This is a genomic window from Planococcus shenhongbingii (assembly GCF_030413635.1).
GTDB lineage: Bacteria > Bacillota > Bacilli > Bacillales_A > Planococcaceae > Planococcus > Planococcus shenhongbingii.
In genome coordinates, this window is sequence record NZ_CP129235.1 from 1,009,660 (window position 1) to 1,035,545 (window position 25,886).

The 25,886-nt window shown below is 45.6% G+C and carries 17 protein-coding genes, 3 rRNA genes and 3 riboswitches; all 20 genes read left to right on the forward strand.

Annotation, left to right across the window (positions count from 1 at the left end):
• Positions 1-11 precede the first annotated feature (11 nt).
• The 20 genes from QWY16_RS04975 to purF all read left to right on the forward strand — a co-directional run bounded on the left by QWY16_RS04975 (position 12) and on the right by purF (position 25,879).
• On the forward strand, positions 12-1,481 hold the full coding sequence (locus QWY16_RS04975; RefSeq protein ID WP_300991808.1) for a nicotinate phosphoribosyltransferase: 1,470 nt from the start codon (positions 12-14) through the stop codon (positions 1,479-1,481).
• 12 nt (positions 1,482-1,493) lie between these two features.
• Positions 1,494-2,321 (forward strand): NAD(+) synthase, encoded by an 828-nt coding sequence (nadE, locus tag QWY16_RS04980; RefSeq protein WP_300991809.1) that lies wholly within the window; start codon positions 1,494-1,496, stop codon positions 2,319-2,321.
• 158 nt (positions 2,322-2,479) lie between these two features.
• Positions 2,480-3,430 carry an AAA family ATPase gene (locus QWY16_RS04985; protein ID WP_300991810.1) on the forward strand — a complete coding sequence of 317 codons (951 nt, stop codon included), beginning with the start codon at positions 2,480-2,482 and terminating at the stop codon, positions 3,428-3,430.
• Between the two features lie 344 nt (positions 3,431-3,774).
• Entirely contained in the window at positions 3,775-4,641 is an 867-nt protein-coding gene (locus QWY16_RS04990; protein ID WP_300991811.1) for a DUF58 domain-containing protein, read from the forward strand.
• Positions 4,638-6,827 (forward strand): DUF4129 domain-containing transglutaminase family protein, encoded by a 2,190-nt coding sequence (locus tag QWY16_RS04995; RefSeq protein ID WP_300991813.1) that lies wholly within the window; start codon positions 4,638-4,640, stop codon positions 6,825-6,827. The genes QWY16_RS04990 and QWY16_RS04995 overlap by 4 nt, the downstream gene beginning before the upstream one ends.
• Before the next feature lie 31 nt (positions 6,828-6,858).
• A riboswitch (purine riboswitch) is annotated at positions 6,859-6,960 on the forward strand.
• Between the two features lie 122 nt (positions 6,961-7,082).
• On the forward strand, positions 7,083-8,621 hold the full coding sequence (gene guaA, locus QWY16_RS05000; RefSeq protein ID WP_300993294.1) for a glutamine-hydrolyzing GMP synthase: 1,539 nt from the start codon (positions 7,083-7,085) through the stop codon (positions 8,619-8,621).
• A gap of 126 nt (positions 8,622-8,747) precedes the next feature.
• Positions 8,748-8,849: riboswitch (purine riboswitch) on the forward strand.
• A gap of 118 nt (positions 8,850-8,967) precedes the next feature.
• A complete protein-coding gene (locus QWY16_RS05005) occupies positions 8,968-10,305 on the forward strand; it encodes an NCS2 family permease (RefSeq protein WP_300991815.1) in 1,338 nt (445 codons plus the stop codon).
• 731 nt (positions 10,306-11,036) lie between these two features.
• Positions 11,037-12,589: ribosomal RNA gene (locus QWY16_RS05010) — 16S ribosomal RNA — on the forward strand.
• A gap of 209 nt (positions 12,590-12,798) precedes the next feature.
• Positions 12,799-15,731, forward strand: a 23S ribosomal RNA gene (locus tag QWY16_RS05015).
• A 52-nt stretch (positions 15,732-15,783) separates the two neighbouring features.
• Positions 15,784-15,899: ribosomal RNA gene (rrf, locus tag QWY16_RS05020) — 5S ribosomal RNA — on the forward strand.
• Together the 16S, 23S and 5S rRNA genes form the textbook arrangement of a ribosomal RNA operon.
• 757 nt (positions 15,900-16,656) lie before the next feature.
• Positions 16,657-17,178, forward strand: a complete 522-nt coding sequence (locus QWY16_RS05025) for a DUF2179 domain-containing protein (protein ID WP_436837180.1) — start codon at positions 16,657-16,659, stop codon at positions 17,176-17,178.
• Positions 17,175-17,363, forward strand: coding sequence for an NETI motif-containing protein (locus QWY16_RS05030; RefSeq protein ID WP_300991819.1), 189 nt, complete (start codon positions 17,175-17,177; stop codon positions 17,361-17,363). Before QWY16_RS05025 ends, QWY16_RS05030 begins: the two co-directional genes overlap by 4 nt.
• Before the next feature lie 85 nt (positions 17,364-17,448).
• Positions 17,449-17,548, forward strand: a riboswitch (purine riboswitch).
• 137 nt (positions 17,549-17,685) lie between these two features.
• A complete protein-coding gene (gene purE / locus QWY16_RS05035) occupies positions 17,686-18,174 on the forward strand; it encodes a 5-(carboxyamino)imidazole ribonucleotide mutase (RefSeq protein WP_300991821.1) in 489 nt (162 codons plus the stop codon).
• Positions 18,171-19,295, forward strand: a complete 1,125-nt coding sequence (gene purK / locus QWY16_RS05040; protein ID WP_300991822.1) for a 5-(carboxyamino)imidazole ribonucleotide synthase — start codon at positions 18,171-18,173, stop codon at positions 19,293-19,295. The genes purE and purK overlap by 4 nt, the downstream gene beginning before the upstream one ends.
• Before the next feature lie 16 nt (positions 19,296-19,311).
• Entirely contained in the window at positions 19,312-20,607 is a 1,296-nt protein-coding gene (gene purB, locus QWY16_RS05045; protein WP_300991823.1) for an adenylosuccinate lyase, read from the forward strand.
• A 15-nt stretch (positions 20,608-20,622) separates the two neighbouring features.
• Positions 20,623-21,339 carry a phosphoribosylaminoimidazolesuccinocarboxamide synthase gene (purC, locus tag QWY16_RS05050; protein WP_300991824.1) on the forward strand — a complete coding sequence of 239 codons (717 nt, stop codon included), beginning with the start codon at positions 20,623-20,625 and terminating at the stop codon, positions 21,337-21,339.
• Entirely contained in the window at positions 21,336-21,590 is a 255-nt protein-coding gene (gene purS / locus QWY16_RS05055; RefSeq protein ID WP_300991826.1) for a phosphoribosylformylglycinamidine synthase subunit PurS, read from the forward strand. The genes purC and purS overlap by 4 nt, the downstream gene beginning before the upstream one ends.
• Complete coding sequence (purQ, locus tag QWY16_RS05060) at positions 21,587-22,270, forward strand: phosphoribosylformylglycinamidine synthase subunit PurQ (RefSeq protein WP_300991828.1); 684 nt, start codon at positions 21,587-21,589, stop codon at positions 22,268-22,270. The genes purS and purQ overlap by 4 nt, the downstream gene beginning before the upstream one ends.
• The gene (gene purL, locus QWY16_RS05065) at positions 22,254-24,482 is read left to right on the forward strand and encodes a phosphoribosylformylglycinamidine synthase subunit PurL (RefSeq protein ID WP_300991830.1); all 2,229 of its coding nucleotides are present in this window, start codon (positions 22,254-22,256) and stop codon (positions 24,480-24,482) included. The genes purQ and purL overlap by 17 nt, the downstream gene beginning before the upstream one ends.
• Entirely contained in the window at positions 24,458-25,879 is a 1,422-nt protein-coding gene (gene purF, locus QWY16_RS05070; protein WP_300991831.1) for an amidophosphoribosyltransferase, read from the forward strand. The genes purL and purF overlap by 25 nt, the downstream gene beginning before the upstream one ends.
• Positions 25,880-25,886: the final 7 nt, after the last annotated feature.

Genomic DNA, 25,886 nt, shown 5'->3' on the forward strand with positions numbered 1-25,886 from the left:
AGGAGATTCATATGCAGAAAAGTTATTCAGATGACAGTTTAGCCTTACATACCGATTTGTACCAAATCAATATGTCCGAATCTTACTGGGCAGATGGAATGCATGAACGAAAAGCCGTATTTGAACTTTTTTTCCGGAAGCTGCCGTTTGGCAACGGCTATGCCATATTCGCCGGATTGGAACGGGTATTGGATTACTTAAGAGATTTCCGTTTTACTGAAAGTGATCTTGCCTATCTTCAAGAAGAAGTCGGCTATAAAGAGGACTTTATCGAATATTTGCGGACAGTCCGTTTTACAGGCAATGTGTATTCCGTTCTTGAAGGAGAACTGGTTTTTCAGAATGAGCCGCTGCTGCGGATTGAAGCACCGTTAGTTGAAGCGCAATTGATCGAAACGGCGCTTTTGAACATTGTTAATTACCAAACTTTAATCGCGACTAAAGCAAGCCGGATTAAACAAATTGTTAAAGAACAGCGGGTCATGGAATTCGGCACCAGACGGGCACAGGAAATGGATGCAGCTATTTGGGGCACGCGCGCCGCATTTATCGGAGGGCTAGAAGCCACGAGCAATGTACGGGCAGGGAAACGGTTCGGCCTTCCTGTTGCCGGGACTCATGCCCACTCGATGGTACAGGCTTATAAAGATGAATATGAAGCATTTCATTCGTATGCGAAACGCCATAAAGATTGTGTGTTTCTAGTGGATACTTACGATACGCTGAAATCGGGTGTGCCGACTGCTATCCGGGTAGCGCAAGAATTAGGAGATAAAATCAATTTCCAAGGCATTCGGCTGGATAGCGGTGATATCGCGTTCTTATCGAAAGAAGCAAGAAAAATGCTGGATGAAGCAGGCTTCCCGGAAGCGGAAATTGTTGTTTCGAACGATCTGGATGAATACACCATTCTAAACTTAAAAGCACAAGGAGCTAGAGTGGATTCATGGGGAATCGGGACTAAACTGATTACAGCATATGATCAGCCGGCACTCGGTGCAGTTTATAAAATCGTAGCCATTGAAAATGAACACGGCGAAATGGAAGATACCATTAAAATTTCCGGAAATGCGGAAAAAGTTACAACTCCTGGCATGAAAAACGTTTACCGGATTATAGATAGGGAAAATGGAAAGTCAGAGGGCGATTATATTACATTGCAGGATGAGAACCCAGCTGAAGAAGATCACTTGAAGATGTTCCATCCTGTCCATACCTACGTTTCAAAATTTGTTTCCAATTTTGATGCAGTGGATATCCATCATCAAGTCATCAAAGATGGAGAAATCATATATGAAAACCCATCTGTACAAGAAATGCAGCAATTTGCGGCAAAAAATTTGGAGTTGCTTTGGGATGAATACAAGCGTTCATTGAATCCGGAAGAATATCCTGTAGATTTAAGCCAAAAATGCTGGGACAATAAAATGCGCAATATCCAAGAAGTGAAAGATATGATCCAACAGCTTACTGGGAAATAAGGAGGAGTATTGATGACAGAGTTGCAAAAGAAAATCATTGAAGAACTTAAGGTTCAACCTTCCATAAATCCAAAAGAAGAAATTGGCCGTACTGTTTCATTTTTAAAAGAGTATTTGGCTCATCACTCCTTTTTAAAAGGGTACGTATTAGGAATTTCCGGCGGACAAGATTCCACTTTAGTCGGGAAGTTGGCACAAATGGCAGTCGATGAACTTAATGGCGAAGCCGGTGAAGAAAAATACAGCTTCTATGCTGTCCGGCTGCCTTACGGGGAACAATTCGATGAACACGACGCACAAGATGCCGTCGATTTTATCAATCCGACTAAAATTTATACAGTCAATATCAAAGAAGCAGTAGATGCCAGCAAACGGGCGCTTGATGCAGTTGGCATTGAATTGACGGACTTCGCTAAAGGAAATGAAAAAGCTCGTGAACGGATGAAAGTGCAGTTTTCAATAGCAGCTACGCACAATGCAGTCGTCTTAGGGACGGACCACGCCGCTGAAGCGATTACCGGTTTTTATACCAAGTTCGGAGATGGCGCGGCGGATGTTACACCGCTGTTCCGCTTAAACAAGCGGCAAGGCCGCGCAATATTGAAAGAGCTAGGGGCGCCGGAGCATTTGTATATGAAAATACCGACAGCGGATTTAGAAGAAGATAAACCGGCAATTCCAGACGAAGTAGCATTGGGATTGACGTATGACATGATAGATGACTATTTGGAAGGCAAGAAAATTCCAGAAGATGCGCAGGAAAAGCTGGAAGACTATTATTTGCGCTCTCAGCATAAACGGCATTTGCCCGTCACCATATTTGATGATTTTTGGAAATAACCGAAACTAACAGAGCTTAGCATGCTAAGCTCTGTTTTTTCTTGCGGAAAAAGTCCTTCGAAAAGTGATGGACAGTTGAGAAATTTACTTAAATTCGTTATGCTTATGATAAGATTTCGACAATTTGGAAAATTTCATCACATACTGGGGGAATCAGGATGAGCGCAAAAGACCGATTAAATATCGTTATAGATAACATAGAAAAAGTGATTATAGGCAAACGGCACATTGCAGAATTGAGTATAGTAGCCATGTTATCGCAAGGGCATGTTTTGCTTGAAGATGTGCCGGGAGTAGGGAAAACGATGCTGGTAAGGGCGCTTGCAAAATCGATAGGCGCCGATTTTAAGAGAATTCAATTCACCCCTGATTTGCTTCCGTCTGATGTCATAGGCGTTTCTATTTACAATCCGAAAGATATGGAATTTCATTTTAGACCAGGACCGATTATGGGCAATATTGTATTGGCCGATGAAATAAACCGGACTTCCCCTAAAACGCAATCCTCCCTATTAGAAGCAATGGAAGAAGCTTCCGTTACGATTGATGGCGTCACCATGCACATCCCTAAACCATTCTTTGTTATGGCAACCCAAAACCCGATTGAATACGAAGGAACGTATCCATTGCCGGAAGCGCAGCTGGACCGATTCCTTTTGAAAATAAAAATTGGCTATCCAACTTCACGGGAAGAGATGGAAGTTTTGAACCGTTCCCAAATTTCAGCCCCAATTGATGAACTTCAGCCAGTGATGTCACTTGAAGAATTATTGAAACTTCAGGAAGAAGTAAAATTGATTAGGGTAGATGAAACAATCCGAAGCTATATTGTAGATTTGGCCAGACAGACCCGGATTGATCCGTATGTCTATCTGGGGGTAAGTCCGCGGGGATCCATCGCTCTTATGAAAGCATCCCAGGCTTATGCCATGTTGAAAGGAAGGGATTTTGTCACGCCGGACGATGTGCAGCATTTAGCGAAATTTGTCTTTGGCCACCGGATTATGCTTCGTTCTGAAGCCCGGTATGACGGAGTTACTGCTGAAGAAATTACAGACAGAATTATGGCCAAGACCAGGGTGCCGGTTCAGAGGCTTGTAGGCCAATGAATAAAGCGTTAGAATTCTTTAATTTGTGGGGGAGGCTGCTTTTTGTATTCGGCATCCTCTTGTTAACATTTTCGTTTGCTATGTTTCAAGGCGGGTTTGTAAGCTGGTTTATTTTTTATATGGCGTTGCCCTTTGCACTGTATTCAATATTACTTACTTTTTATCCCTTGCAGGATATTGAACTTTCCCGTGAAATTCATACAGCTCAGGTGCGGAAAGGGAGCAGTTTTTCCGCAACGATTCACATTCGCCGTAAAATGAGGTTTCCTTTGCTTTATACTGTCCTAACAGAAAAAACCAATTCTCCCGCATTGAAAAAAAGAGCCGTTGGGGGCCATCAAAAGATGATCGTTCCAGGGTTTCGAAAATCCTATTCCTGGACCTATGAAATTGAGCAAATGCCTCGCGGAGAACATATCCTTGAAGGAGTTCAGATAGAAATTGCTGATTTTTTTGGCTGGGTCCGTAAAAGCAGGCTAGTGCCTTTGCAGCAAAAAGTGCTCGTTTACCCTAATACGGTTGAAATGCCTTATCGGCCGATGGAGTCCAAATATGACCATGGTTCAATGGCTGCTCCTTTTACTTTGGTGAAAGACACGACCATGGCTACCGGCATCCGCGATTATCATCCCGGCGATCGGGTCTCGTGGATTCACTGGAAATCTTTTGCCCGAACTCAAACAATGAGAACGAAAGAGTTTGAAGATCGGCAATCACAGGACTTATTCTTAATGGATGACCGGGTTCCTTCAGAAAAATTTGAAAATCAAGTTGAATTAGTGGCTTCGATTCTACAAGCAATTGTCCGGGCGAATTCCAGTGTAGCTTATTTATCTGTTGGAGATACGCGCAATTATTTTCCGGTGATCCAGACGGAAGAACATCTGCACCGAATTATGTACCATTTGACAAAAGTGCAAGCTGATTTGGAAAAGCCCGTAGAAGAAGCTGCGAATCGTGATTTGCAAAAAATACAAGCTTCGAGTTTGTTGTATGTTACCAGCCATCTAACGATTGATATGGTAAAAGTTATTCAGCGGAACGTAAAACACTTGAACACATGCATGTGTTTAATCGTGATGAACAAAGGAGAGCGACCTTCACCTAAAGATGAGATGGCCCATCAATTTGCCCGTTCCAAAGGATTTATTGTTAAGCGAGTCAGCCCTGAGAATTTTGCATCGGTATTCACGGAGGTGAACGGCAAATGACTTCCATTCGGAAAAATAGATGGTTTATGGCTGGATTATATGTTTTAGTTTTTTTCCTGCTGGCCGAATGGCTGACTCCGGTTATGACTTTGACAGCTACAGCCTATAAGCCTTTGTTTTTAATGTTTATTGGCATGGGATTGCTGATGGCTTTGTTAAAAGTAGATTGGCGGATTTCAGGGCCATTGAAATTGATTTATATTTTATGGTTTATCATTTATGTGTACACCGGTGAAGTATTTTTCACTTCAGAGGCATTAGCATTTGTCTGGCAAGATACAGAAACGAATATAAGTGCTTTGTTTTCACAGAACTGGGCACAGACGACTGATATTTTTAGAACGGTTTTATTTTTCGCTTTGCTGTGGATGGCCGTTTATTTGATTCACTATTGGGTGAGTTTCCGTTTGAGTATTTTCTTGTTTTACTTGTTAACGGTAGTATTTATCGCTGTTTTGGATACGTTCAGCCCTTATACTGGAAACACTGCAATCATCCGTATTATGGTCATTGGCTTATTGCTTGCGGGACTTCTGCACTTAGCCAGATGGACTGAACGGCATCATATTGAGTTGAGCAGTGATAAAATCGCTGCTTCTGTCATTCCTCTTTTCATTATGATTGCGGCATCCACTGCATTCGCCTTGTATTTGCCGAAAACAGGACCAGTTTGGCCGGATCCCGTGCCATATATTACATCCCTATCAAGTCAAGCGGGAAGCGGACCGGGCAGTACAGTTGGAAGGATTGGATATGGAGTAAATGATTCACAATTGGGTGGATCCTTTATAGGCGACAGTTCTCCGGTGTTTCAAGCGGAAGTGACAAGCGGCCAATATTGGAAAGTAGAGTCAAAAGATATTTATACAACAAAAGGCTGGGAGCTGACAGAAAACGTCGGGGATTCATATCTTTACGAAAATGGGGATTTTATTGCTACTGATTTTACTCCTGGTGATCCGGAAGAACAAGACACCGCTTTACTGTCGATGGATCAAGATTTCCCTTTTGTTTTATACCCATATGGCACAGAATCGATTGTAATGGATACAGAATTGGATTATCAATATAATTCGGCGGACCAGCGGATAGAAACCTATCGGCAAGGCAATGTTTACGAGCCGGAAGTTTACGAGATTACTTACAGCGAACCTACTTTCAGTTTAACGGCATTGCGCGAAACGTCAGACGCTGATTTGGCTGAATTGCCTGCTGAATTTGACCGCTATTTGCAGCTCCCCGCGGAACTGCCGCAAAGAGTCCGGAATTTGGCAGCAGAAATAACGGCGAGCTCGACCACGATATATGACAAAACGCGAGATATCGAACGGTATTTCAGCAATGCGGGATTTGAATACAGCCAGCAGGATATCCCGGTTCCTACTGAAAACCAAGATTACGTGGACCAATTTTTGTTTGAAACGAAAAGGGGATATTGCGATAACTTTTCCACATCGATGGTTGTTATGCTCCGTTCTCTTGATATTCCGGCCCGTTGGGTTAAAGGCTTTAACGAAGGTGAATTGCTGGAGACTGACGGGGAAAGAGATATTTACCAAATCACTAATAATAATGCCCATTCTTGGGTGGAAGCATATATGCCGGATGTAGGTTGGATGCTATTTGAACCAACTATTGGTTTTACTGGCTCCTCGGCTGTAGAATTCGATGTGGAAGTGGATGCGGCAGAAAGGGATGAGCACGAAATGCCGGATCGCCCTGAACCGCCAAAACCGGAAGAAACAGAAGGTGAAGCTGCTGCTTCAGGGAATGCAGGGCCTTCCATATGGAGCCGCTTTAATGCATTTTTAGACGAAAACCGAAGTGAAATCGGTTGGGGTTTTATCGGGCTAGCCCTGCTGACAGCCATATTTTATAAGGTTCGCCAGAAATGGCTGCCAGTCGTGCTGATTCCCTATTACCGGCTTCGCGGCGGCGGAACTCCTGCTTTCGAAAAAGCGTATTTGCGGCTGTTGAAACAGCTGGATCTGTATGGCATTAAAAGAAGAGAAGGCCAGACTTTAAAATCGTACGCGTCTTACATCGATACGTTTTTCGGCACCAAAGATATGACCCGTTTAACGAATGCTTATGAGCAGTCAATATACGGCGGGCATACAGATGCCGTTGAATGGCGGGAATTGCAGGAAAGTTGGGAAAATTTAATCAAACAAACAACCGGTTGATTTTGAGTGGTCTACCTTGTACAATTGAGAAAATTAAAGTTACAGGTGCCCTCATATATGTCTGGTAATATGGACCAGATGTCTCTACCAAGTCCCCGGAAATGACTTGACTATGAAGGTGGATGACGCATGCCTCGACATGTGCATTCGCCTTTTTGATGTAGAGCCAAAAGAACGCGAGGAGTATTTTCGCGTTCTTTTGTTTTTTGAGGCCTGAATTGAATAGAAGAGGTGAAGAGTGTGCCAGCAAGCCCGATGTTAAAAGAGCAAAAGAAAATTGTGGTTTTGGATTTTGGAAGCCAGTACAACCAATTGATTACACGGCGTATTCGAGAAATTGGAGTTTACAGTGAACTGCATCCTCATACCATTACTGCTGAAGAAATCAAAGAAATGAATGCGACAGGGATTATCTTCTCAGGCGGACCGAATTCCGTTTACGATAAAGATGCTTTTTCAGTAGATGACGCTATTTTCGAAATGGGATTGCCTATTTTAGGAATTTGCTACGGCATGCAATTAATGGCGCTGCATTTGAACGGTAAAGTGGAAAAAGCGCAAAATCGTGAATACGGCAAAGCGGAACTGAAGCTGATCAAAGAAAGTAAGTTATTTAAAGAATTGCCGGAAGAGCAAATTGTCTGGATGAGCCATGGTGACTTGGTTACCGCTGCGCCTCCTGGATTTGATGTAATTGGTACAAGCGCAGGCTGTCCGATTGCCTCTATGGCAGATGAATCCCGCGGTTTTTACGGTGTCCAATTCCACCCGGAAGTGCGCCATTCTATTTACGGCAATGAGTTATTGCGCCAATTCGTCTTTGATGTATGCGGTATGACAGACGATTGGTCAATGGAAAATTACATTGAACTCGAAATCGAGAAGATTCGCGAAGAAGTAGGCGATAAAAAGGTTCTTTGCGCACTTAGCGGCGGTGTAGATTCTTCCGTTGTAGCAGTACTGATCCATAAAGCAATCGGCGATCAACTGACTTGCATGTTTGTTGATCACGGTCTTCTTCGCAAAGGGGAAGCGGAAAGCGTCATGAAAACTTTCGCTGACGGCTTCCACATGAACGTCATCAAAATTGATGCGCGTGAGCGTTTCATGAATAAATTAGCTGGCGTAACAGATCCAGAACAAAAACGGAAAATTATCGGCAACGAGTTTATTTATGTATTTGATGATGAAGCTTCAAAACTTGAAGGCATGGACTTCTTAGCGCAAGGAACGCTTTATACAGATATTATTGAAAGTGGTACAACTACAGCTCAAACGATCAAATCTCACCACAACGTAGGTGGCCTTCCTGAGGATATGCAATTCAAATTAATCGAGCCGTTAAATACTTTGTTTAAAGATGAAGTGCGGGTGCTTGGAACTGAGCTTGGCATGCCCGAAGAAATCGTTTGGCGCCAGCCATTCCCGGGTCCAGGCCTTGGAATTCGCATTATGGGTGCAGTAACAGAAGAAAAACTGGAAATCGTCCGCGAATCTGATTGGATTTTACGCGACGAAATCAGTAAAGCCGGTCTTGACCGTGATATTTGGCAATACTTCACTGTCCTTCCTGACATCCGCAGCGTTGGGGTAATGGGAGATGCCCGCACGTATGATTATGCGATCGGCATCCGAGCGGTTACCTCGATCGATGGCATGACTTCAGATTGGGCGCGCATTCCTTGGGATGTACTGGAGAAAATCAGTGTTCGTTTAGTCAATGAAGTCTCACATATCAACCGTGTATTGTATGACATTACGAGCAAGCCACCTGCCACTATAGAGTGGGAATAAAATACTTGAAGCAACTGTACTCTGTTTATGGAGTACAGTTTTTTGTTTTTACGAACTTTATTCACTTTATCCAAAGAAATGTTCGTATTTAATCTTGTTAGAAAAACGGAACCATGTTATATTACGATAGAAATTAAATAACGTTGTCGTATAATGTCGGGGATATGGCCCGAAAGTTTCTACCGAGTTACCGTAAATGACTCGACTACGATTTTTGTCCGCTTCCCAGAAGCAGGACTATTTTCAGAGTTTTTGCTTTGAAAGGATAAATCGAGCGCATACGGCATAAAGCTGTATGCGTTTTTTATTTAAAGCATTATCGCGACGACACGCGGAGGAGAAAAACATGAAAAAGTATTTTCAGTTCGAAGAGCTGGGAACCAATTATCGCCGTGAAATAATCGGCGGCTTAACAACATTTCTAGCGATGGCTTACATTTTAGTGGTCAATCCTTTGACGCTGACTTTAAGTTCAATCCCGGATTTGCCTGCTGAAATGTACATGGATTACGGCTCCGTATTTATGGCGACGGCTTTGGCGGCTGCAGTAGGGTGTTTAATGATGGGGATTGTCGCAAGATATCCAATAGCACTTGCACCTGGTATGGGTTTAAATGCATTTTTTGCTTATACAGTTATTTTAACTTACGGTGTGCCGTGGCAAACCGCTTTAACTGGTGTTTTATTTTCTGGACTAATTTTTATCGTTCTTTCATTGTCCGGGATCCGTGAAATGATTATCAATGCAATCCCTAATGACTTGAAATTGGCGGTTGGAGCGGGGATTGGACTTTACATCACATTTATCGGTCTGCAAAATTCCGGAATTATTGTGGCCAATGAAGCAACGATGGTCGGTCTTGGAGATTTATCAATGCCTTCAACGCTGCTGGCCATTTTTGGAATGTTTGTTACTGTAATTCTTATGGTTCGCCGTGTTAAAGGCGGAATTTTCTTCGGGATGCTGATTGCGGCTGTAGTGGGTATGATCTTCCAAGTGGTTGATTTACCTAAAGCAATCGTCGATTTTAATGTTCCGAGTATGGCTCCGACATTTGGAGTGGCTTTCGAGCCAATCATTAATGACTTTGGTTCTTTGGTAAATATTGAGTTTCTGGTTATTGTCTTAACATTTCTGTTTGTGGACTTCTTTGATACTGCCGGAACTTTGGTGGCAGTTGCCACTCAGGCTCGATTGATTAAAGATGATAAACTTCCACGTGCTGGAAGAGCGTTATTGGCAGATGCGGTTGCAACAGTAAGTGGAGCAATCTTTGGGACTTCGACGACAACATCTTATATCGAATCCAGCGCAGGAGTGGCTGCAGGAGCTCGCTCGGGGTTTGCTGCAGTTGTAACCGGATTACTATTTTTGATTTCCATATTCTTTTATCCGTTATTAGAAGTAATTACGAGTGCTGTAACTGCTCCTGCTTTAATTATTGTAGGTGTGCTGATGGTTTCAGCTTTAGGAAGAATCGATTGGTCGAAATTCGAAATCGCTGTACCTGCTTTCCTAACAATGATAGCGATGCCGCTTGGTTATAGTATTGCAACAGGTATTGCTATTGGTTTTATTTTCTATCCTGTTACGATGATCACCGCTGGCAAGTGGAAGCAAGTGCATCCGATTATGTATGGGTTGTTTGTGATCTTCGTTCTTTATTTTGTGTTCATCGCTTAAGAGAAAGCCCGCCGAAGAATTTTGGCGGGCTTTTTTATATAGAAGGAAGTTGTTGGGGGCGAAGCTAATTATAGAAGAGAAATTTGATCGGGCTGGTTTCGGTGTCCGTATTATTAGAACTTAAGAATTTTTCGCGGAACATTATGGAGGCGTCTGATTGTTTTATATAGAAGAAAAAGAAAATAGAGATATAAAAAAGGGGAGAAATGAAATAAGAGTTTTTGAATCAGAACGAGATCATGAATAGATGGTAAATAGATGCAATGTAAAGGAGATATTCCCTTTCAAATTTGTAACACTTTTGTAATTTCATTTTTAGAATATTCTGTTATAATAAGAAATGTAAACGAAATAATATTTTTTTATTATTTCTATTAAAAGCGTTGACTTCAAATACAACCTCTGATATATTAGTAATTGTCCTCAAAACAACTCGATGTAAGTTCATTAAAAATTTAATGAGAAAAATAACGAAAGTTATTGACATGGATTGTGAGTTGAGGTATTCTAATAAAGTTGCTGTTTGAAAGCAACGCATATTGAACCTTGAAAACTGAACAGCAAAACGTCAACAAAAATTGTTGAAGCGCCTTGGCGCGACAACGAATTTTCTGCGAGGATCGTCGCAAAGCGATCCGAGCAACACCTACTGATCAGCGCAAGCAGATCAAGCGACTCGCGCATCTTTCGGGATGGCGAGACGCCAGCAGATTTGAGCAAGTCGAATCTCTATAATGGAGAGTTTGATCCTGGCTCAGGACGAACGCTGGCGGCGTGCCTAATACATGCAAGTCGAGCGGAAAATTTGGAGCTTGCTCCAAGTTTTCAGCGGCGGACGGGTGAGTAACACGTGGGCAACCTGCCCTGCAGTTCGGGATAACTCCGGGAAACCGGGGCTAATACCGGATAGGTTCGGCTCCCGCCTGGGAGCCGACGGAAAGACGGCTCACGCTGTCGCTGCTGGATGGGCCCGCGGCGCATTAGCTAGTTGGGGGGGTAACGGCCTCCCAAGGCCACGATGCGTAGCCGACCTGAGAGGGTGATCGGCCACACTGGGACTGAGACACGGCCCAGACTCCTACGGGAGGCAGCAGTAGGGAATCTTCCGCAATGGACGCAAGTCTGACGGAGCAACGCCGCGTGAGTGATGAAGGTTTTCGGATCGTAAAACTCTGTTGTAAGGGAAGAAACCGTGCCGGAGTAACTGCCGGCACCTTGACGGTACCTTACCAGAAAGCCACGGCTAACTACGTGCCAGCAGCCGCGGTAATACGTAGGTGGCAAGCGTTGTCCGGAATTATTGGGCGTAAAGCGCGCGCAGGCGGTCCTTTAAGTCCGATGTGAAAGCCCACGGCTCAACCGTGGAGGGTCATTGGAAACTGGGGGACTTGAGTGCAGAAGAGGAAAGTGGAATTCCATGTGTAGCGGTGAAATGCGTAGAGATGTGGAGGAACACCAGTGGCGAAGGCGACTTTCTGGTCTGTAACTGACGCTGAGGCGCGAAAGCGTGGGGAGCAAACAGGATTAGATACCCTGGTAGTCCACGCCGTAAACGATGAGTGCTAAGTGTTAGGGGGTTTCCGCCCCTTAGTGCTGCAGCTAACGCATTAAGCACTCCGCCTGGGGAGTACGGCCGCAAGGCTGAAACTCAAAGGAATTGACGGGGGCCCGCACAAGCGGTGGAGCATGTGGTTTAATTCGAAGCAACGCGAAGAACCTTACCAGGTCTTGACATCCCGCTGCCCGCCTTGGAGACAAGGCTTTCCCTTCGGGGACAGCGGTGACAGGTGGTGCATGGTTGTCGTCAGCTCGTGTCGTGAGATGTTGGGTTAAGTCCCGCAACGAGCGCAACCCTTGATCTTAGTTGCCAGCATTCAGTTGGGCACTCTAAGGTGACTGCCGGTGACAAACCGGAGGAAGGTGGGGATGACGTCAAATCATCATGCCCCTTATGACCTGGGCTACACACGTGCTACAATGGACGGTACAAAGGGTCGCCAACCCGCGAGGGGGAGCCAATCCCAGAAAACCGTTCTCAGTTCGGATTGCAGGCTGCAACTCGCCTGCATGAAGCCGGAATCGCTAGTAATCGTGGATCAGCATGCCACGGTGAATACGTTCCCGGGCCTTGTACACACCGCCCGTCACACCACGAGAGTTTGTAACACCCGAAGTCGGTGAGGTAACCCCTTGTGGGAGCCAGCCGCCGAAGGTGGGACAGATGATTGGGGTGAAGTCGTAACAAGGTAGCCGTATCGGAAGGTGCGGCTGGATCACCTCCTTTCTAAGGATTACTTCGGAACGGAACCTCACGGTTCCGGTTGACGTTTTGCGTTCGGTTTTGAAGGTTCACACCTTGGCAGCGATGCCTTTTTTTGTGACTTTCAACAACTTGTTCTTTGAAAACTGGATATGACGACATTGAAACAAACGAAACAACGCAACACAAGTGATGAGACCGAGCGATCGGTCGACTTTCTATGTAACCAACTTGGTTAAGTTAGAAAGGGCGCACGGTGGATGCCTTGGCACTAGGAGCCGAAGAAGGACGGCACTAACACCGATATGCTCCGGGGAGCTGTAAGTGAGCATTGATCCGGAGATTTCCGAATGGGGGAACCCCCTGCCCGTAATGGGGCAGGATCCATGTGTGAATTCATAGCACATGAGAAGGCAGACCCAGGGAACTGAAACATCTAAGTACCTGGAGGAACAGAAAGCAAATGCGATTCCCTGAGTAGCGGCGAGCGAAACGGGAACAGCCCAAACCAAGAGGCTTGCCTCTTGGGGTTGTAGGACACTCAATACGGAGTTACAAAAGCACGCGTTAGGCGAAGCGACCTGGAACGGTCCGCGACACTGGGTAACAGCCCCGTAGCCGAAAAGGCGTGCCCTCCTGAGTGGATCCTGAGTACGGCGGAACACGTGAAATTCCGTCGGAATCCGGGAGGACCATCTCCCAAGGCTAAATACTCCCTAGTGACCGATAGTGAACCAGTACCGTGAGGGAAAGGTGAAAAGCACCCCGGAAGGGGAGTGAAACAGATCCTGAAACCGTGTGCCTACAACTAGTCAAAGCCCGTTCATGGGTGATGGCGTGCCTTTTGTAGAATGAACCGGCGAGTTACGATTGCATGCAAGGTTAAGATGAGAAGTCGGAGCCGCAGCGAAAGCGAGTCTGAACAGGGCGAATGAGTATGCAGTTGTAGACCCGAAACCAGGTGATCTACCCATGTCCAGGGTGAAGGTAAGGTAACACTTACTGGAGGCCCGAACCCACGCACGTTGAAAAGTGCGGGGATGAGGTGTGGGTAGCGGAGAAATTCCAATCGAACCTGGAGATAGCTGGTTCTCTCCGAAATAGCTTTAGGGCTAGCCTCAAGATTGAGAATCCTGGAGGTAGAGCACTGTTTGGACTAGGGGCCCATCCCGGGTTACCGAATTCAGACAAACTCCGAATGCCAGTGATTTATGCTTGGGAGTCAGACTGCGAGTGATAAGATCCGTAGTCAAGAGGGAAACAGCCCAGACCACCAGCTAAGGTCCCCAAATATCCGTTAAGTGGAAAAGGATGTGGCGTTGCTTAGACAACCAGGATGTTGGCTTAGAAGCAGCCATCATTTAAAGAGTGCGTAATAGCTCACTGGTCGAGTGACACTGCGCCGAAAATGTACCGGGGCTAAACGGATTACCGAAGCTGTGGATGGACATCAACGATGTCCGTGGTAGGAGAGCGTTCTAAGGGCGTTGAAGCGGAACCGGAAGGATTCGTGGAGCGCTTAGAAGTGAGAATGCCGGTATGAGTAACGAAAGACGGGTGAGAATCCCGTCCACCGAATGCCCAAGGTTTCCTGAGGAAGGCTCGTCCGCTCAGGGTCAGTCGGGACCTAAGTCGAGGCCGATAGGCGTAGACGATGGACAACAGGTTGATATTCCTGTACCACCTCCCCGCCGTTTGAGCAATGGGGGGACGCAGAAGGATAAGGCGAGCGCGCCGTTGGTTGAGCGCGTCCAAGCCGTGAGGCGGGAAATGAGGCAAATCCCATTTCCATAACGTTGAGCGGTGACGGCAAGGGGCGTATGCCCTGGAGTCCCTGATTTCACACTGCCAAGAAAAGCCTCTAGCGAGGCGGGAGGTGCCCGTACCGCAAACCGACACAGGTAGGCGAGAAGAGAATTCTAAGGTGAGCGAGTGAACTCTCGTTAAGGAACTCGGCAAAATGACCCCGTAACTTCGGGAGAAGGGGTGCTCTGGTAGGGTGAAAAGCCCGAGAGAGCCGCAGTGAATAGGCCCAGGCGACTGTTTAGCAAAAACACAGGTCTCTGCCAAACCGTAAGGTGACGTATAGGGGCTGACGCCTGCCCGGTGCTGGAAGGTTAAGGGGAGTGCTTAGCGCAAGCGAAGGTGCGAACTGAAGCCCCAGTAAACGGCGGCCGTAACTATAACGGTCCTAAGGTAGCGAAATTCCTTGTCGGGTAAGTTCCGACCCGCACGAAAGGCGTAACGATCTGGGCACTGTCTCAACGAGAGACTCGGTGAAATTATAGTACCTGTGAAGATGCAGGTTACCCGCGACAGGACGGAAAGACCCCGTGGAGCTTTACTGTAGCCTGATATTGACTTTTGGTGCAACTTGTACAGGATAGGTAGGAGCCTTTGAGCCCGGAGCGCCAGCTTCGGGGGAGGCGTCGGTGGGATACTACCCTGGTTGTATTGAAATTCTAACCCGCACCCCTGATCGGGGTGGGAGACAGTGTCAGGCGGGCAGTTTGACTGGGGCGGTCGCCTCCTAAAGAGTAACGGAGGCGCCCAAAGGTTCCCTCAGAATGGTTGGAAATCATTCGCAGAGTGTAAAGGCACAAGGGAGCTTGACTGCGAGACGGACAGGTCGAGCAGGGTCGAAAGACGGGCTTAGTGATCCGGTGGTTCCGCATGGAAGGGCCATCGCTCAACGGATAAAAGCTACCCCGGGGATAACAGGCTTATCTCCCCCAAGAGTCCACATCGACGGGGAGGTTTGGCACCTCGATGTCGGCTCATCGCATCCTGGGGCTGTAGTCGGTCCCAAGGGTTGGGCTGTTCGCCCATTAAAGCGGTACGCGAGCTGGGTTCAGAACGTCGTGAGACAGTTCGGTCCCTATCCGTCGCGGGCGCAGGAAATTTGAGAGGAGCTGTCCTTAGTACGAGAGGACCGGGATGGACACACCGCTGGTGTACCAGTTGTTCCGCCAGGGGCATCGCTGGGTAGCTATGTGTGGCCGGGATAAGTGCTGAAAGCATCTAAGCACGAAGCCCCCCTCAAGATGAGATTTCCCATTGCGCAAGCAAGTAAGATCCCTCAAAGACGATGAGGTAGATAGGTTCGGGGTGGAAGCGCGGCGACGCGTGCAGCTGACGAATACTAATCGATCGAGGACTTAACCAAACTGTTTGTTTCAACTGTCGCATATCCGGTTTTGAGGGCGCAAGCACTCATGTCCAGTGATGATGGCAAAGAGGCCACACCCGTTCCCATCCCGAACACGGCAGTTAAGCTCTTTTGCGCCGATGGTAGTTGGGGGTTTCCCCCTGCGAGAGTAGGACATTGCTGGGCCCTGTAAGAAGAAAAAGCCGTAGCCGGCATTCCCGGCTACGGCTTTTTTGTGTTTCTGACGATAATTACCGCGAGTTGAGTTGAATAAACCATCACTAGTGCTCAGAACTAATGAAAAAACTGTCTATGTTGTCTAGGTCATGAAACGCTTTATTATGATAGGGAATAATTTTTCAAGAGACAATTCTACAGAATGGCTGGCTGCATGACCATTATTGATTAAAGTTACGTCAAAAATGGAGACGACAGCAGTTCTGAGGGCTGTATTAATGAAGTTTTGTTTTGCACATAATTGTTAAATGTTCAGCTTGATATAAGGCAGTGACCGCATTTTTATCAAATACTACCGCGCTGCCAGGAATATCTATTCAAGAATGAATTTGAAAGCCCGGTTTTGCCCATTTGCTACATCTTAAAGCGAACAAATAGAATTTATGTAGTAGCGGGAGTTTATTAATGAAGGATTAATAAAATCTAATAGTCGTTCTTGATTGAACACAGTTTGTTCTACTTCGCTTCATTCAATAAGAGGCAGCCATAAAACAAAAATTAAAAAGTGTGCTTCGTGTATTAACTTCTTTGCTCTAAATTCTTGCTAACACCTTCTTTTCCATGTTACTTATGAAGCAATTCCTATCGTTTCCTACAGTCTATTGCACTCTGCCTTGCATTCCCAAGTAGTTTCTACTAGTATGAAACTTGAATGTTTTAAGGCAACACAGAAAGGGTGCGAAATGTGGATATTAATCCATGGTTAATGGTTATTATTATTTTCTCTATAAATATCGTTTATGTAACCTTCTTTACAATACGGATGATTATGACGCTTAAAGGTTATCGTTATATTGCTGCGGTTGTGAGTATGGTCGAAGTAGTTATTTATATAGTAGGTTTAGGACTTGTTTTAGACAACTTGGATCAGATTCAGAATTTGGTAGCTTATGCAATTGGTTATGGATCAGGCGTGATTATAGGATCGATAATTGAAGAGAAAATGGCACTTGGCTATATCACCGTGAATGTTATCACCAGTGATGAAAATCAATTACTTCCGAAGAAATTGCGGGAGAAAGGTTATGGAGTGACAGACTGGATAGCTAACGGCATGGAAGGCGGGCGGCATTCTATGCAAATTTTAACGCCACGCAAAATGGAGCTTCAATTATATGCGGTTATTAAAGAGCTAGACCCGAAAGCTTTTATCATCGCTTATGAACCAAAAACAATCCATGGCGGATTCTGGGTGAAACAAGTAAGGAAAGGAAAGTTATTTAAATGAACAAGAAGACAATATGGTTTGAGGTTGGCGAAAATGAAACAATGGATGCTTGTCTTGAACGCATGAAGCGGGAAGGATATGCAGCAGTCGGCCGTAAAGAAGAACCTTTATTTGAAGAAATTGATGGCAAGCCGGTACCAATACGGCAAATTGTAAAATTTAAGGGAATTAAGCTAGGTGAATAAGCATAGAACCTATAAAAAGCCGAACGATTAGTTTAGTAAATAAACAATCGTTCGACTTTTTTATTGACTAGGTAACAGTATCTTGTTATGATGATTGAGGATACCCCATATATGCAGGAGAATTGGCTTCTGCGTTTCTACCAAGACACCGGAATGTCTGGACTATGCGGGAAAGCAACTTATGGATACGTGGCGAAAAATGTGCTTGTTTAAGGCATCATTTAATTTCGTCTTATTAAAAAGTCCTTAAGTAAACTGCTTTTCACGTAATGTGAGCAGTTTACTTGAGGGCTTTTATTTGTTTTAAAGGAGAGATTTCACAATGGATTCGCGAATCGGCATAATAATGGGAAGTTCGAGCGACTGGGAAACGATGAAACATGCATGTGATGTTCTGGACGAATTAAACATCGCCTACGAAAAAAAAGTTATTTCTGCTCACCGTACACCTGACTTAATGTTTTCTTATGCAGAGGAAGCAAGAGACCGCGGGTTGCATGTGATTATCGCAGGTGCTGGAGGAGCTGCTCACTTGCCGGGGATGGTTGCTGCAAAAACGACACTTCCTGTCATAGGTGTTCCAGTTCAGTCAAAAGCATTGAACGGTCTGGATTCGTTATTGTCGATTGTTCAGATGCCTGGAGGCGTTCCAGTAGCAACTGTTGCAATCGGAAAAGCAGGCGCCACCAATGCCGGCCTTCTGGCTGCTCAGATTTTAGGCACGACTGATCCACAAGTAGCACAGGCATTACAGGAAAGAAGAAATCGAACGCATGATGAAGTCTTAAAAAGTACAGGTGATTTAACATGACAAAAATTATTTTACCGGGACAAACGATTGGAATTATTGGCGGAGGACAGCTAGGGCGCATGATGGCATTAGCTGCTAAAGAAGCAGGCTTTAAAATAGCCGTGTTAGATCCGGCAATGGATTCACCGACAGGCCAAGTGGCCGATGTTCAAATCATCGCTCCTTATAACGACATGCATGCACTTGAAGAATTGGCGGAAGCCAGTGATGTTATTACTTATGAATTTGAAAACATAGACGTTACCGGCTTAGAAAAGCTGGCAGAAATAGCATATGTACCCCAAGGATCTGAGTTGATCCGGATTACACAAAATCGCATTTTTGAAAAGCAAGCAATCTCGGAAGCAGGCGTACCGATTGCAGAATACATTTCTGCTTCATCATTTAGTGAATTAGAAGAGAAAAGCAGTCAATTGCCTTTTCCTTTTGTCGTAAAGACTGCCAGAGGCGGATACGACGGAAAAGGCCAGCAAACGGTCACTTCCAAAGAAGAATTGGCTTTAGCAGAACCGCTTTTCCAAAATGGCGAATGTGTAGCAGAGGCATTCGTTGAATTTACAAAAGAAATTTCTGTCATTATTCAACGTAATGTCCAAGGCGAGATGACGATATTGCCAATCGGGGAGAATGTACATAGAGACCATATTCTTCACCAAACAATCGTTCCTGCTCTTGTTATGGAATCAACTATTGAAAAAGCAAAAGAAGCTGCTGCAAAGATCGCCAGTCACTTGGATATGATTGGCACGCTGGCCGTAGAAATGTTCGTGCTTGAGAACGGAGAAATCCTGGTCAATGAATTGGCGCCTCGGCCGCACAACTCAGGCCATTATTCAATAGAAGGAACGAATATCTCCCAATTTCATCAGCATGTGCGGGCCATTTGCGGATGGCCGCTCAGAGAACCGAAACTATGGGCAGATACAGTGATGGTGAATATTCTTGGAGAGCATGTAGCTCCACTAACGGCAAAGATTTCCAGATATCCGAACTGGTCCGTTCATTTATACGGCAAAGATGAAGCCAAACATAAACGCAAAATGGGCCATGTTACAATATTAACGGAAGACCTGCAAGGGACTTTAATAGAAATAGATGAATCCGGCATTTGGCCGAAATAATTGGAGGAATTAAATTATGATAGCACGTTATACTCGACCTGAAATGGGCGCAATTTGGACAGACGAAAACCGGTACAATGCTTGGCTGGAAGTTGAAATTCTGGCTTGTGAAGCTTGGTCGGAAATCGGAGACATTCCCAAAGAGGATGTTGTGAAAATTCGTCAGAACGCTTCATTTTCGGTAGACCGCATTTTAGAAATAGAAGAAGAAACCCGCCACGATGTGGTGGCCTTTACACGGGCAGTATCCGAAACATTGGGCGAAGAGCGCAAATGGGTACATTACGGGCTGACTTCTACAGATGTGGTAGATACGGCGTTATCGTATTTGATTAAACAAGCGAATGTAATTATCCGCAAAGATTTGAATAACTTTATCGAGATCCTGGCGAATAAAGCCAAAGAACATAAAATGACTGTCATGATGGGGCGCACACACGGTGTCCATGCAGAACCGACTACATTCGGTTTGAAACTGGCTCTATGGCATGAAGAGATGAAACGCAACTTAGAGCGTTTTGAAGCAGCTGCTAAAACAATTGAAACCGGCAAAATGTCCGGTGCTGTTGGAACCTACGCAAATATCGATCCATTTGTCGAAGAATATGTCTGCAAACAGCTTGGGCTTGCGGCTTCTCCTATTTCAACTCAAACTTTGCAGCGTGACCGCCATGCGCAATATATTAGCACGTTGGCATTGATTGCGACGTCAATTGAGAAGTTCGCAACGGAAATCCGCGGCTTGCAAAAATCAGAAACGCGTGAAGTGGAAGAATTCTTTGCGAAAGGGCAAAAAGGTTCTTCAGCTATGCCGCATAAACGCAATCCGATCGGTTCTGAAAACATGACAGGGCTTGCGCGCTTGATCCGCGGTTATATGCTGACAGCTTACGAAAACGTTCCGCTTTGGCATGAACGCGACATTTCGCATTCTTCTGCAGAACGGGTAATTTTACCGGATGCAACAATCGCTTTGAACTATATGCTGAACCGCTTCTCAAATATTGTGAAAAACTTGACGGTGTTCCCAGAGAACATGAAGCGCAATATGGATTCGACGCTTGGCTTGATTTATTCACAGCGCGTGCTTTTGGCCTTGATCGATAAAGGCATGGCGCGTGAAGCGGCTTATGATACAGTTCAGCCTTGTGCGATGGAAGCTTGGGAAAACCAAACGCATTTCCGCCAAATCGTGGAAGCGAACGAAATAATCACTTCGCAATTGTCTAAAGAAGAATTGGATGATTGCTTTGACTATAACCACCACTTGCAGCAAGTGGACATGATTTTCAATCGTCTTGGATTAAACTAAACGGAGGCATCGAACATGGAAAAAGGTCAGCTATTGTACGAAGGCAAAGCGAAACGTTTATATGCAACAGATGAGCAGGATATCTTATGGGTGGAATATAAAGACTCGGCAACAGCTTTCAACGGCGAGAAGAAAGCGGAAATCGTCGGCAAAGGCATGCTGAACAATAAAATTACATCATTGATTTTTGAAAAATTGCAGGGAGCAGGCATTGCTTCCCATTTCGTTAAACAATTGTCTGACCACGAGCAGCTTGTGCAGCAAGTAGCAATCATTCCAGTCGAAGTAGTGACCCGGAATATCGTTGCCGGCAGTATGGCGAAACGCCTCGGTTTGGAAGAAGGAACCATCCTGAAACGTCCAATCGTTGAATTCTATTATAAAGATGATGAACTTGGTGATCCGATCATTACAGAAGACCATATTGAAATGCTGGAACTTGCGTCAACGGAAGAAATTCAGGAACTGCGTGAAAAAGCGTTAAAAGTCAATGAAGTGCTGATTGGATTCTTCAAAGAAGTCGGCGTTGATTTGGTGGATTTTAAAATTGAATTTGGCCGCGACAATAATGGCCGCATTTTATTGGCAGATGAAATTTCACCGGATACTTGCCGCCTGTGGGATAGCGAAACAAAACAAAAACTTGATAAAGATGTATTTCGCCGGGATCTGGGCAATTTAACTGACGCTTACGAACTCATTTTAGCTAAACTGGGAGGACAACATTCATGAAAAAAGTAAAAATTTACGTTACGTTGCGCGAAAGCGTATTAGATCCACAAGGGTCTGCGGTAATGGGATCTCTTCATAAGATGGGTTACGCTGAAATTGAAGATGTCCGGATCGGCAAATACTTGGAATTGATGGTTTCAGATGACGCACGTGATATCGATGCTTTAGTTAATGAAATGTGTCAGAAGTTGTTGACGAATACGGTAATTGAAGATTACCGTTTCGAAATTGAGGAGGCTGTCTCGCAATGAAATTCGCAGTAATTGTATTTCCTGGATCAAATTGTGACTTGGATATGTATCACGCAGTCAAGGATGAACTTGGTGAAGAAGCAGAATATGTTTGGCATGATTCAACAGATTTGAGCGGTTATGACGGAATTTTATTGCCAGGCGGATTTTCATACGGCGATTACTTGCGCTGTGGGGCGATTGCCCAGTCTTCGGCCGTGATGGATGAAGTGAAAAAAGCAGTGGAAGCCGGCAAGCCGGTTCTCGGCATCTGCAATGGTTTTCAAATTTTGACTGAAGCGGGACTTCTTCCAGGCGTTTTGCTCCGCAATAAAAACTTGAAATTCATGTGCAAAACAGTCGGCTTGAAAGTTGAAAATGCCAATACGCTGTTTACAAGCGAATACGCAGATGGCCAGGAAATCCAAATTCCAATCGCACATGGCGAAGGGAATTATTATTGCGACGATGCGACTTACGAGCAGCTGAAAAAGAACAACCAAATCGTCTTTTCATACGCGGATGACTTTAACGGCAGCCGCAACAACATTGCGGGAATCATCAATGAGCGCGGCAACGTGCTTGGCATGATGCCGCATCCGGAACGTGCTGTAACCGATTTGATCGGCGGCAGTGACGGCTTGGCATTATTTAAATCAATTGTGAAACAGTGGAGGGAAGCAAATGTCAGTCATGCTTGAGCCAAATACTGAGCAAATCAAAGAGCAGAAAATCTATCAGCAAATGGGATTGTCCGATGCAGAATTTGCCATGGTGGAGAAAATTTTAGGCAGATTGCCAAACTACACAGAAACCGGCTTGTTCTCCGTCATGTGGTCCGAGCATTGTTCATATAAAAACTCTAAGCCTGTGCTGGCGAAATTCCCGACAAAAGCGCCGCGTGTTCTTCAAGGACCGGGCGAAGGTGCTGGAATTGTCGATATCGGGGACGGCCAGGCAGTGGTCTTTAAAATGGAATCCCACAACCACCCGTCAGCGATCGAACCTTATCAAGGTGCAGCGACGGGTGTCGGCGGCATTATCCGGGACGTTTTCTCAATGGGCGCACGCCCGGTTGCCTTGCTGAATTCTCTTCGTTTCGGTGAATTGACAACGCCACGTGTGAAATACTTATTTGAAGAAGTAGTCGCTGGAATTGCAGGGTACGGCAACTGCATCGGCATCCCGACAGTCGGCGGTGAAGTGCAGTTTGATGATTCATACGATGGGAACCCATTGGTCAATGCTATGTGCGTTGGATTGATTGATCATAAGGACATTCAAAAAGGGGTAGCTTCAGGCGTCGGCAACCCGGTAATGTATGTCGGCGCTAAAACAGGGCGAGACGGCATCCATGGAGCGACATTCGCTTCAGAGGAATTGACGGAATCGTCCGGCGATAATCGTCCGGCTGTACAAGTCGGAGATCCATTCATGGAGAAATTATTGCTGGAAGCTTGTCTGGAACTTGTAAAATCAGATGCGCTTGTCGGCATTCAGGATATGGGAGCGGCAGGGCTGACTTCATCATCTGCGGAAATGGCTTCAAAAGCTGGATCTGGAATTGAAATGGATTTGGATCATGTGCCTCAGCGCGAAACTGGGATGACGGCTTATGAAATGATGCTGTCGGAATCACAGGAACGCATGCTGATTGTTGTGAAAAAAGGCCGTGAGCCTGAAATCGTGGAGCTATTTGAGAAATATGGCCTTGATGCTGTAACAGTCGGAACAGTAACGGACGATTCTACTTTGCGTTTGGTCCATAAAGGCGAAGTCGTAGCGGAAGTTCCGGTTGACGCGCTTGCAGAAGACGCACCGGTTTACCACAAACCATCAAGTGTACCTGCTTACTTCAATGAATATCAGCAAATGGAAAATGTGGAACCGGAAGTGAAAAACTATGGTGAAACACTGACGGCTTTATTGAAACAGCCGACAATTGCTTCTAAAGAATGGGTTTATAATCAATACGACCACCAAGTGCGTACAAGCACAGTCGTCAGCCCGGGATCTGATGCAGCAGTAATCCGCGTCCGCGGCACAAACAAAGGTTTAGCGATGACGACAGACTGCAACTCCCGGTACATCTACTTGGACCCGGAAATGGGCGGCAAGATTGCAGTAGCGGAAGCAGCGCGCAATGTTGTGGTATCCGGTGCAAAACCTCTTGCGATTACCGATTGCCTGAATTTCGGAAACCCTGAAAAGCCGGAAATCTTCTGGCAGCTTGAAAAAGCGGCAGACGGCATGTCTGAAGCTTGTACAATTCTGGATGCACCTGTTATTGGCGGTAACGTCTCTTTATATAACGAGACCAACGGGACAGCGATTTATCCAACACCGACAATCGGTTTAGTCGGTCTGGTAGAAGATCTTTCTCATGTGACAACCCAGGATGCTAAAAATGCCGGTGATTTCATTTATATGATCGGTGAAAGTTTTACCGAGTTCGGCGGCAGTGAACTTCAGAAAATGGTCGAAGGACGCATTTTCGGAAAAGCACCTTTCATCGACTTGACTGTTGAAGCACAGCGCCAAGCGCAAATCTTGTCCGCTATTCAGCAAGGGCTTGTTGCTTCAGCTCATGATGTAGCAGAAGGCGGTGTTGCCGTAGCTCTTGCAGAAAAAGCGTTTGGCAAAGGGTTAGGGCTGGATATTACACTGACCGGCTCAGCTACTACCGCTCTTTTCAGCGAATCCCAATCACGTTTCATTCTGACGGTGTCTCCTGGCAAAGCAGAGCAATTCGAACAGATCGTTACAGATGCCAAGAAAATCGGAACTGTCACTGACACTCAAGAATTAGTGATCAAAAGTGAAGACGGTACGGCTTGGATTAATGATTCAGTCGAAACGCTTCGCTCAGCCTGGAAAGGAGCAATCCCATGCTTGCTGAAATCAGAAGCTTAAATGAAGAATGCGGCGTCTTTGGAATATGGGGACATGCAAATGCTGCTCAGCTAACGTATTACGGACTGCATGCCTTGCAGCATAGAGGCCAAGAAGGTGCAGGGATTGTTTCAACGGACAAAGCTTCTTTACAAGCATTAAAAGGCGAAGGCATGGTCAGTGAAGTATTTTCTCCTGAAAAAATCGAGAAAATAGCTGGGACTGGGGCAATTGGACATGTCCGCTATGCAACAGCCGGCGGCAGCGGCATTGAAAACGTTCAGCCGCTGCTCTTTAACTCGACAACTGGCAGCTTAGCTATCTCGCATAACGGCAATTTAGTCAATGCCAACCATTTGAAAAGCCACCTGGAACGACAGGGAAGCATTTTTCAAACGACTTCTGACACAGAAGTGCTGGCTCATCTGATTAAGCGGAGCGGCTATGCAACATTTGAAGAACAGGCGAAAAATGCATTATCTCTTTTGAAAGGCGCTTTTGCCTGTGTGATTCTGAAAGAAGAAGCGATGTATATCGCACTTGACCCGAACGGCTTGCGCCCATTATCTCTTGGGAATTTAGGCGATGCTTGGGTGGTAGCTTCAGAAACATGCGCATTTGACATCATTGGGGCGGAATTTGTCCGTTCTGTTGAACCAGGTGAGTTCTTAGTGATCACAGACGATGGATTGCGGGCCGAGCGTTTTGCTTACCCGGCAGAACGGTCAATCTGCACGATGGAATATGTCTACTTTTCACGTCCGGATTCAGACATTGACGGCATCAACGTGCATGCTGCGCGGAAACGCCTCGGCAAACAATTGGCAAGAGAAATCCAGATTGATGCGGACGTCGTGACCGGTGTGCCGGACTCGAGTATTTCAGCAGCAATCGGCTTTTCGGAAGAAAGCGGCATTCCATATGAACTTGGCTTGATCAAAAACCGCTATGTTGGCCGGACATTTATTCAGCCTTCCCAGGATCTTCGGGAACAAGGCGTGAAGATGAAACTCTCTCCGGTGCGCCAAGTTGTAAAAGGCAAGCGCGTCATCATGGTAGATGATTCGATTGTGCGCGGAACGACTTCCCGCCGCATCGTCAACTTACTGAAAGAAGCGGGAGCAACAGAAGTCCATGTCGTGATCAGTTCACCGCCGATTAAAAGCCCTTGTTTCTATGGAATCGATATTTCAACATCAGGCGAATTGATTGCGGCGAATAATACAATCGAAGAAATGCGTGAAATTATTGGAGCGGACTCTTTGACATTTTTATCAGTGGACGGCATGGTGCAGAATATCGGACGTACAGACCCGGGTTCTAAATGTGGCCATTGCTTAGGTTGTTTTACCGGCGAATATCCAACCAATATTTATCCGGATACGGTATTGCCGCATGAAAAAGAGAAAGTGAAATAAGGAGGAA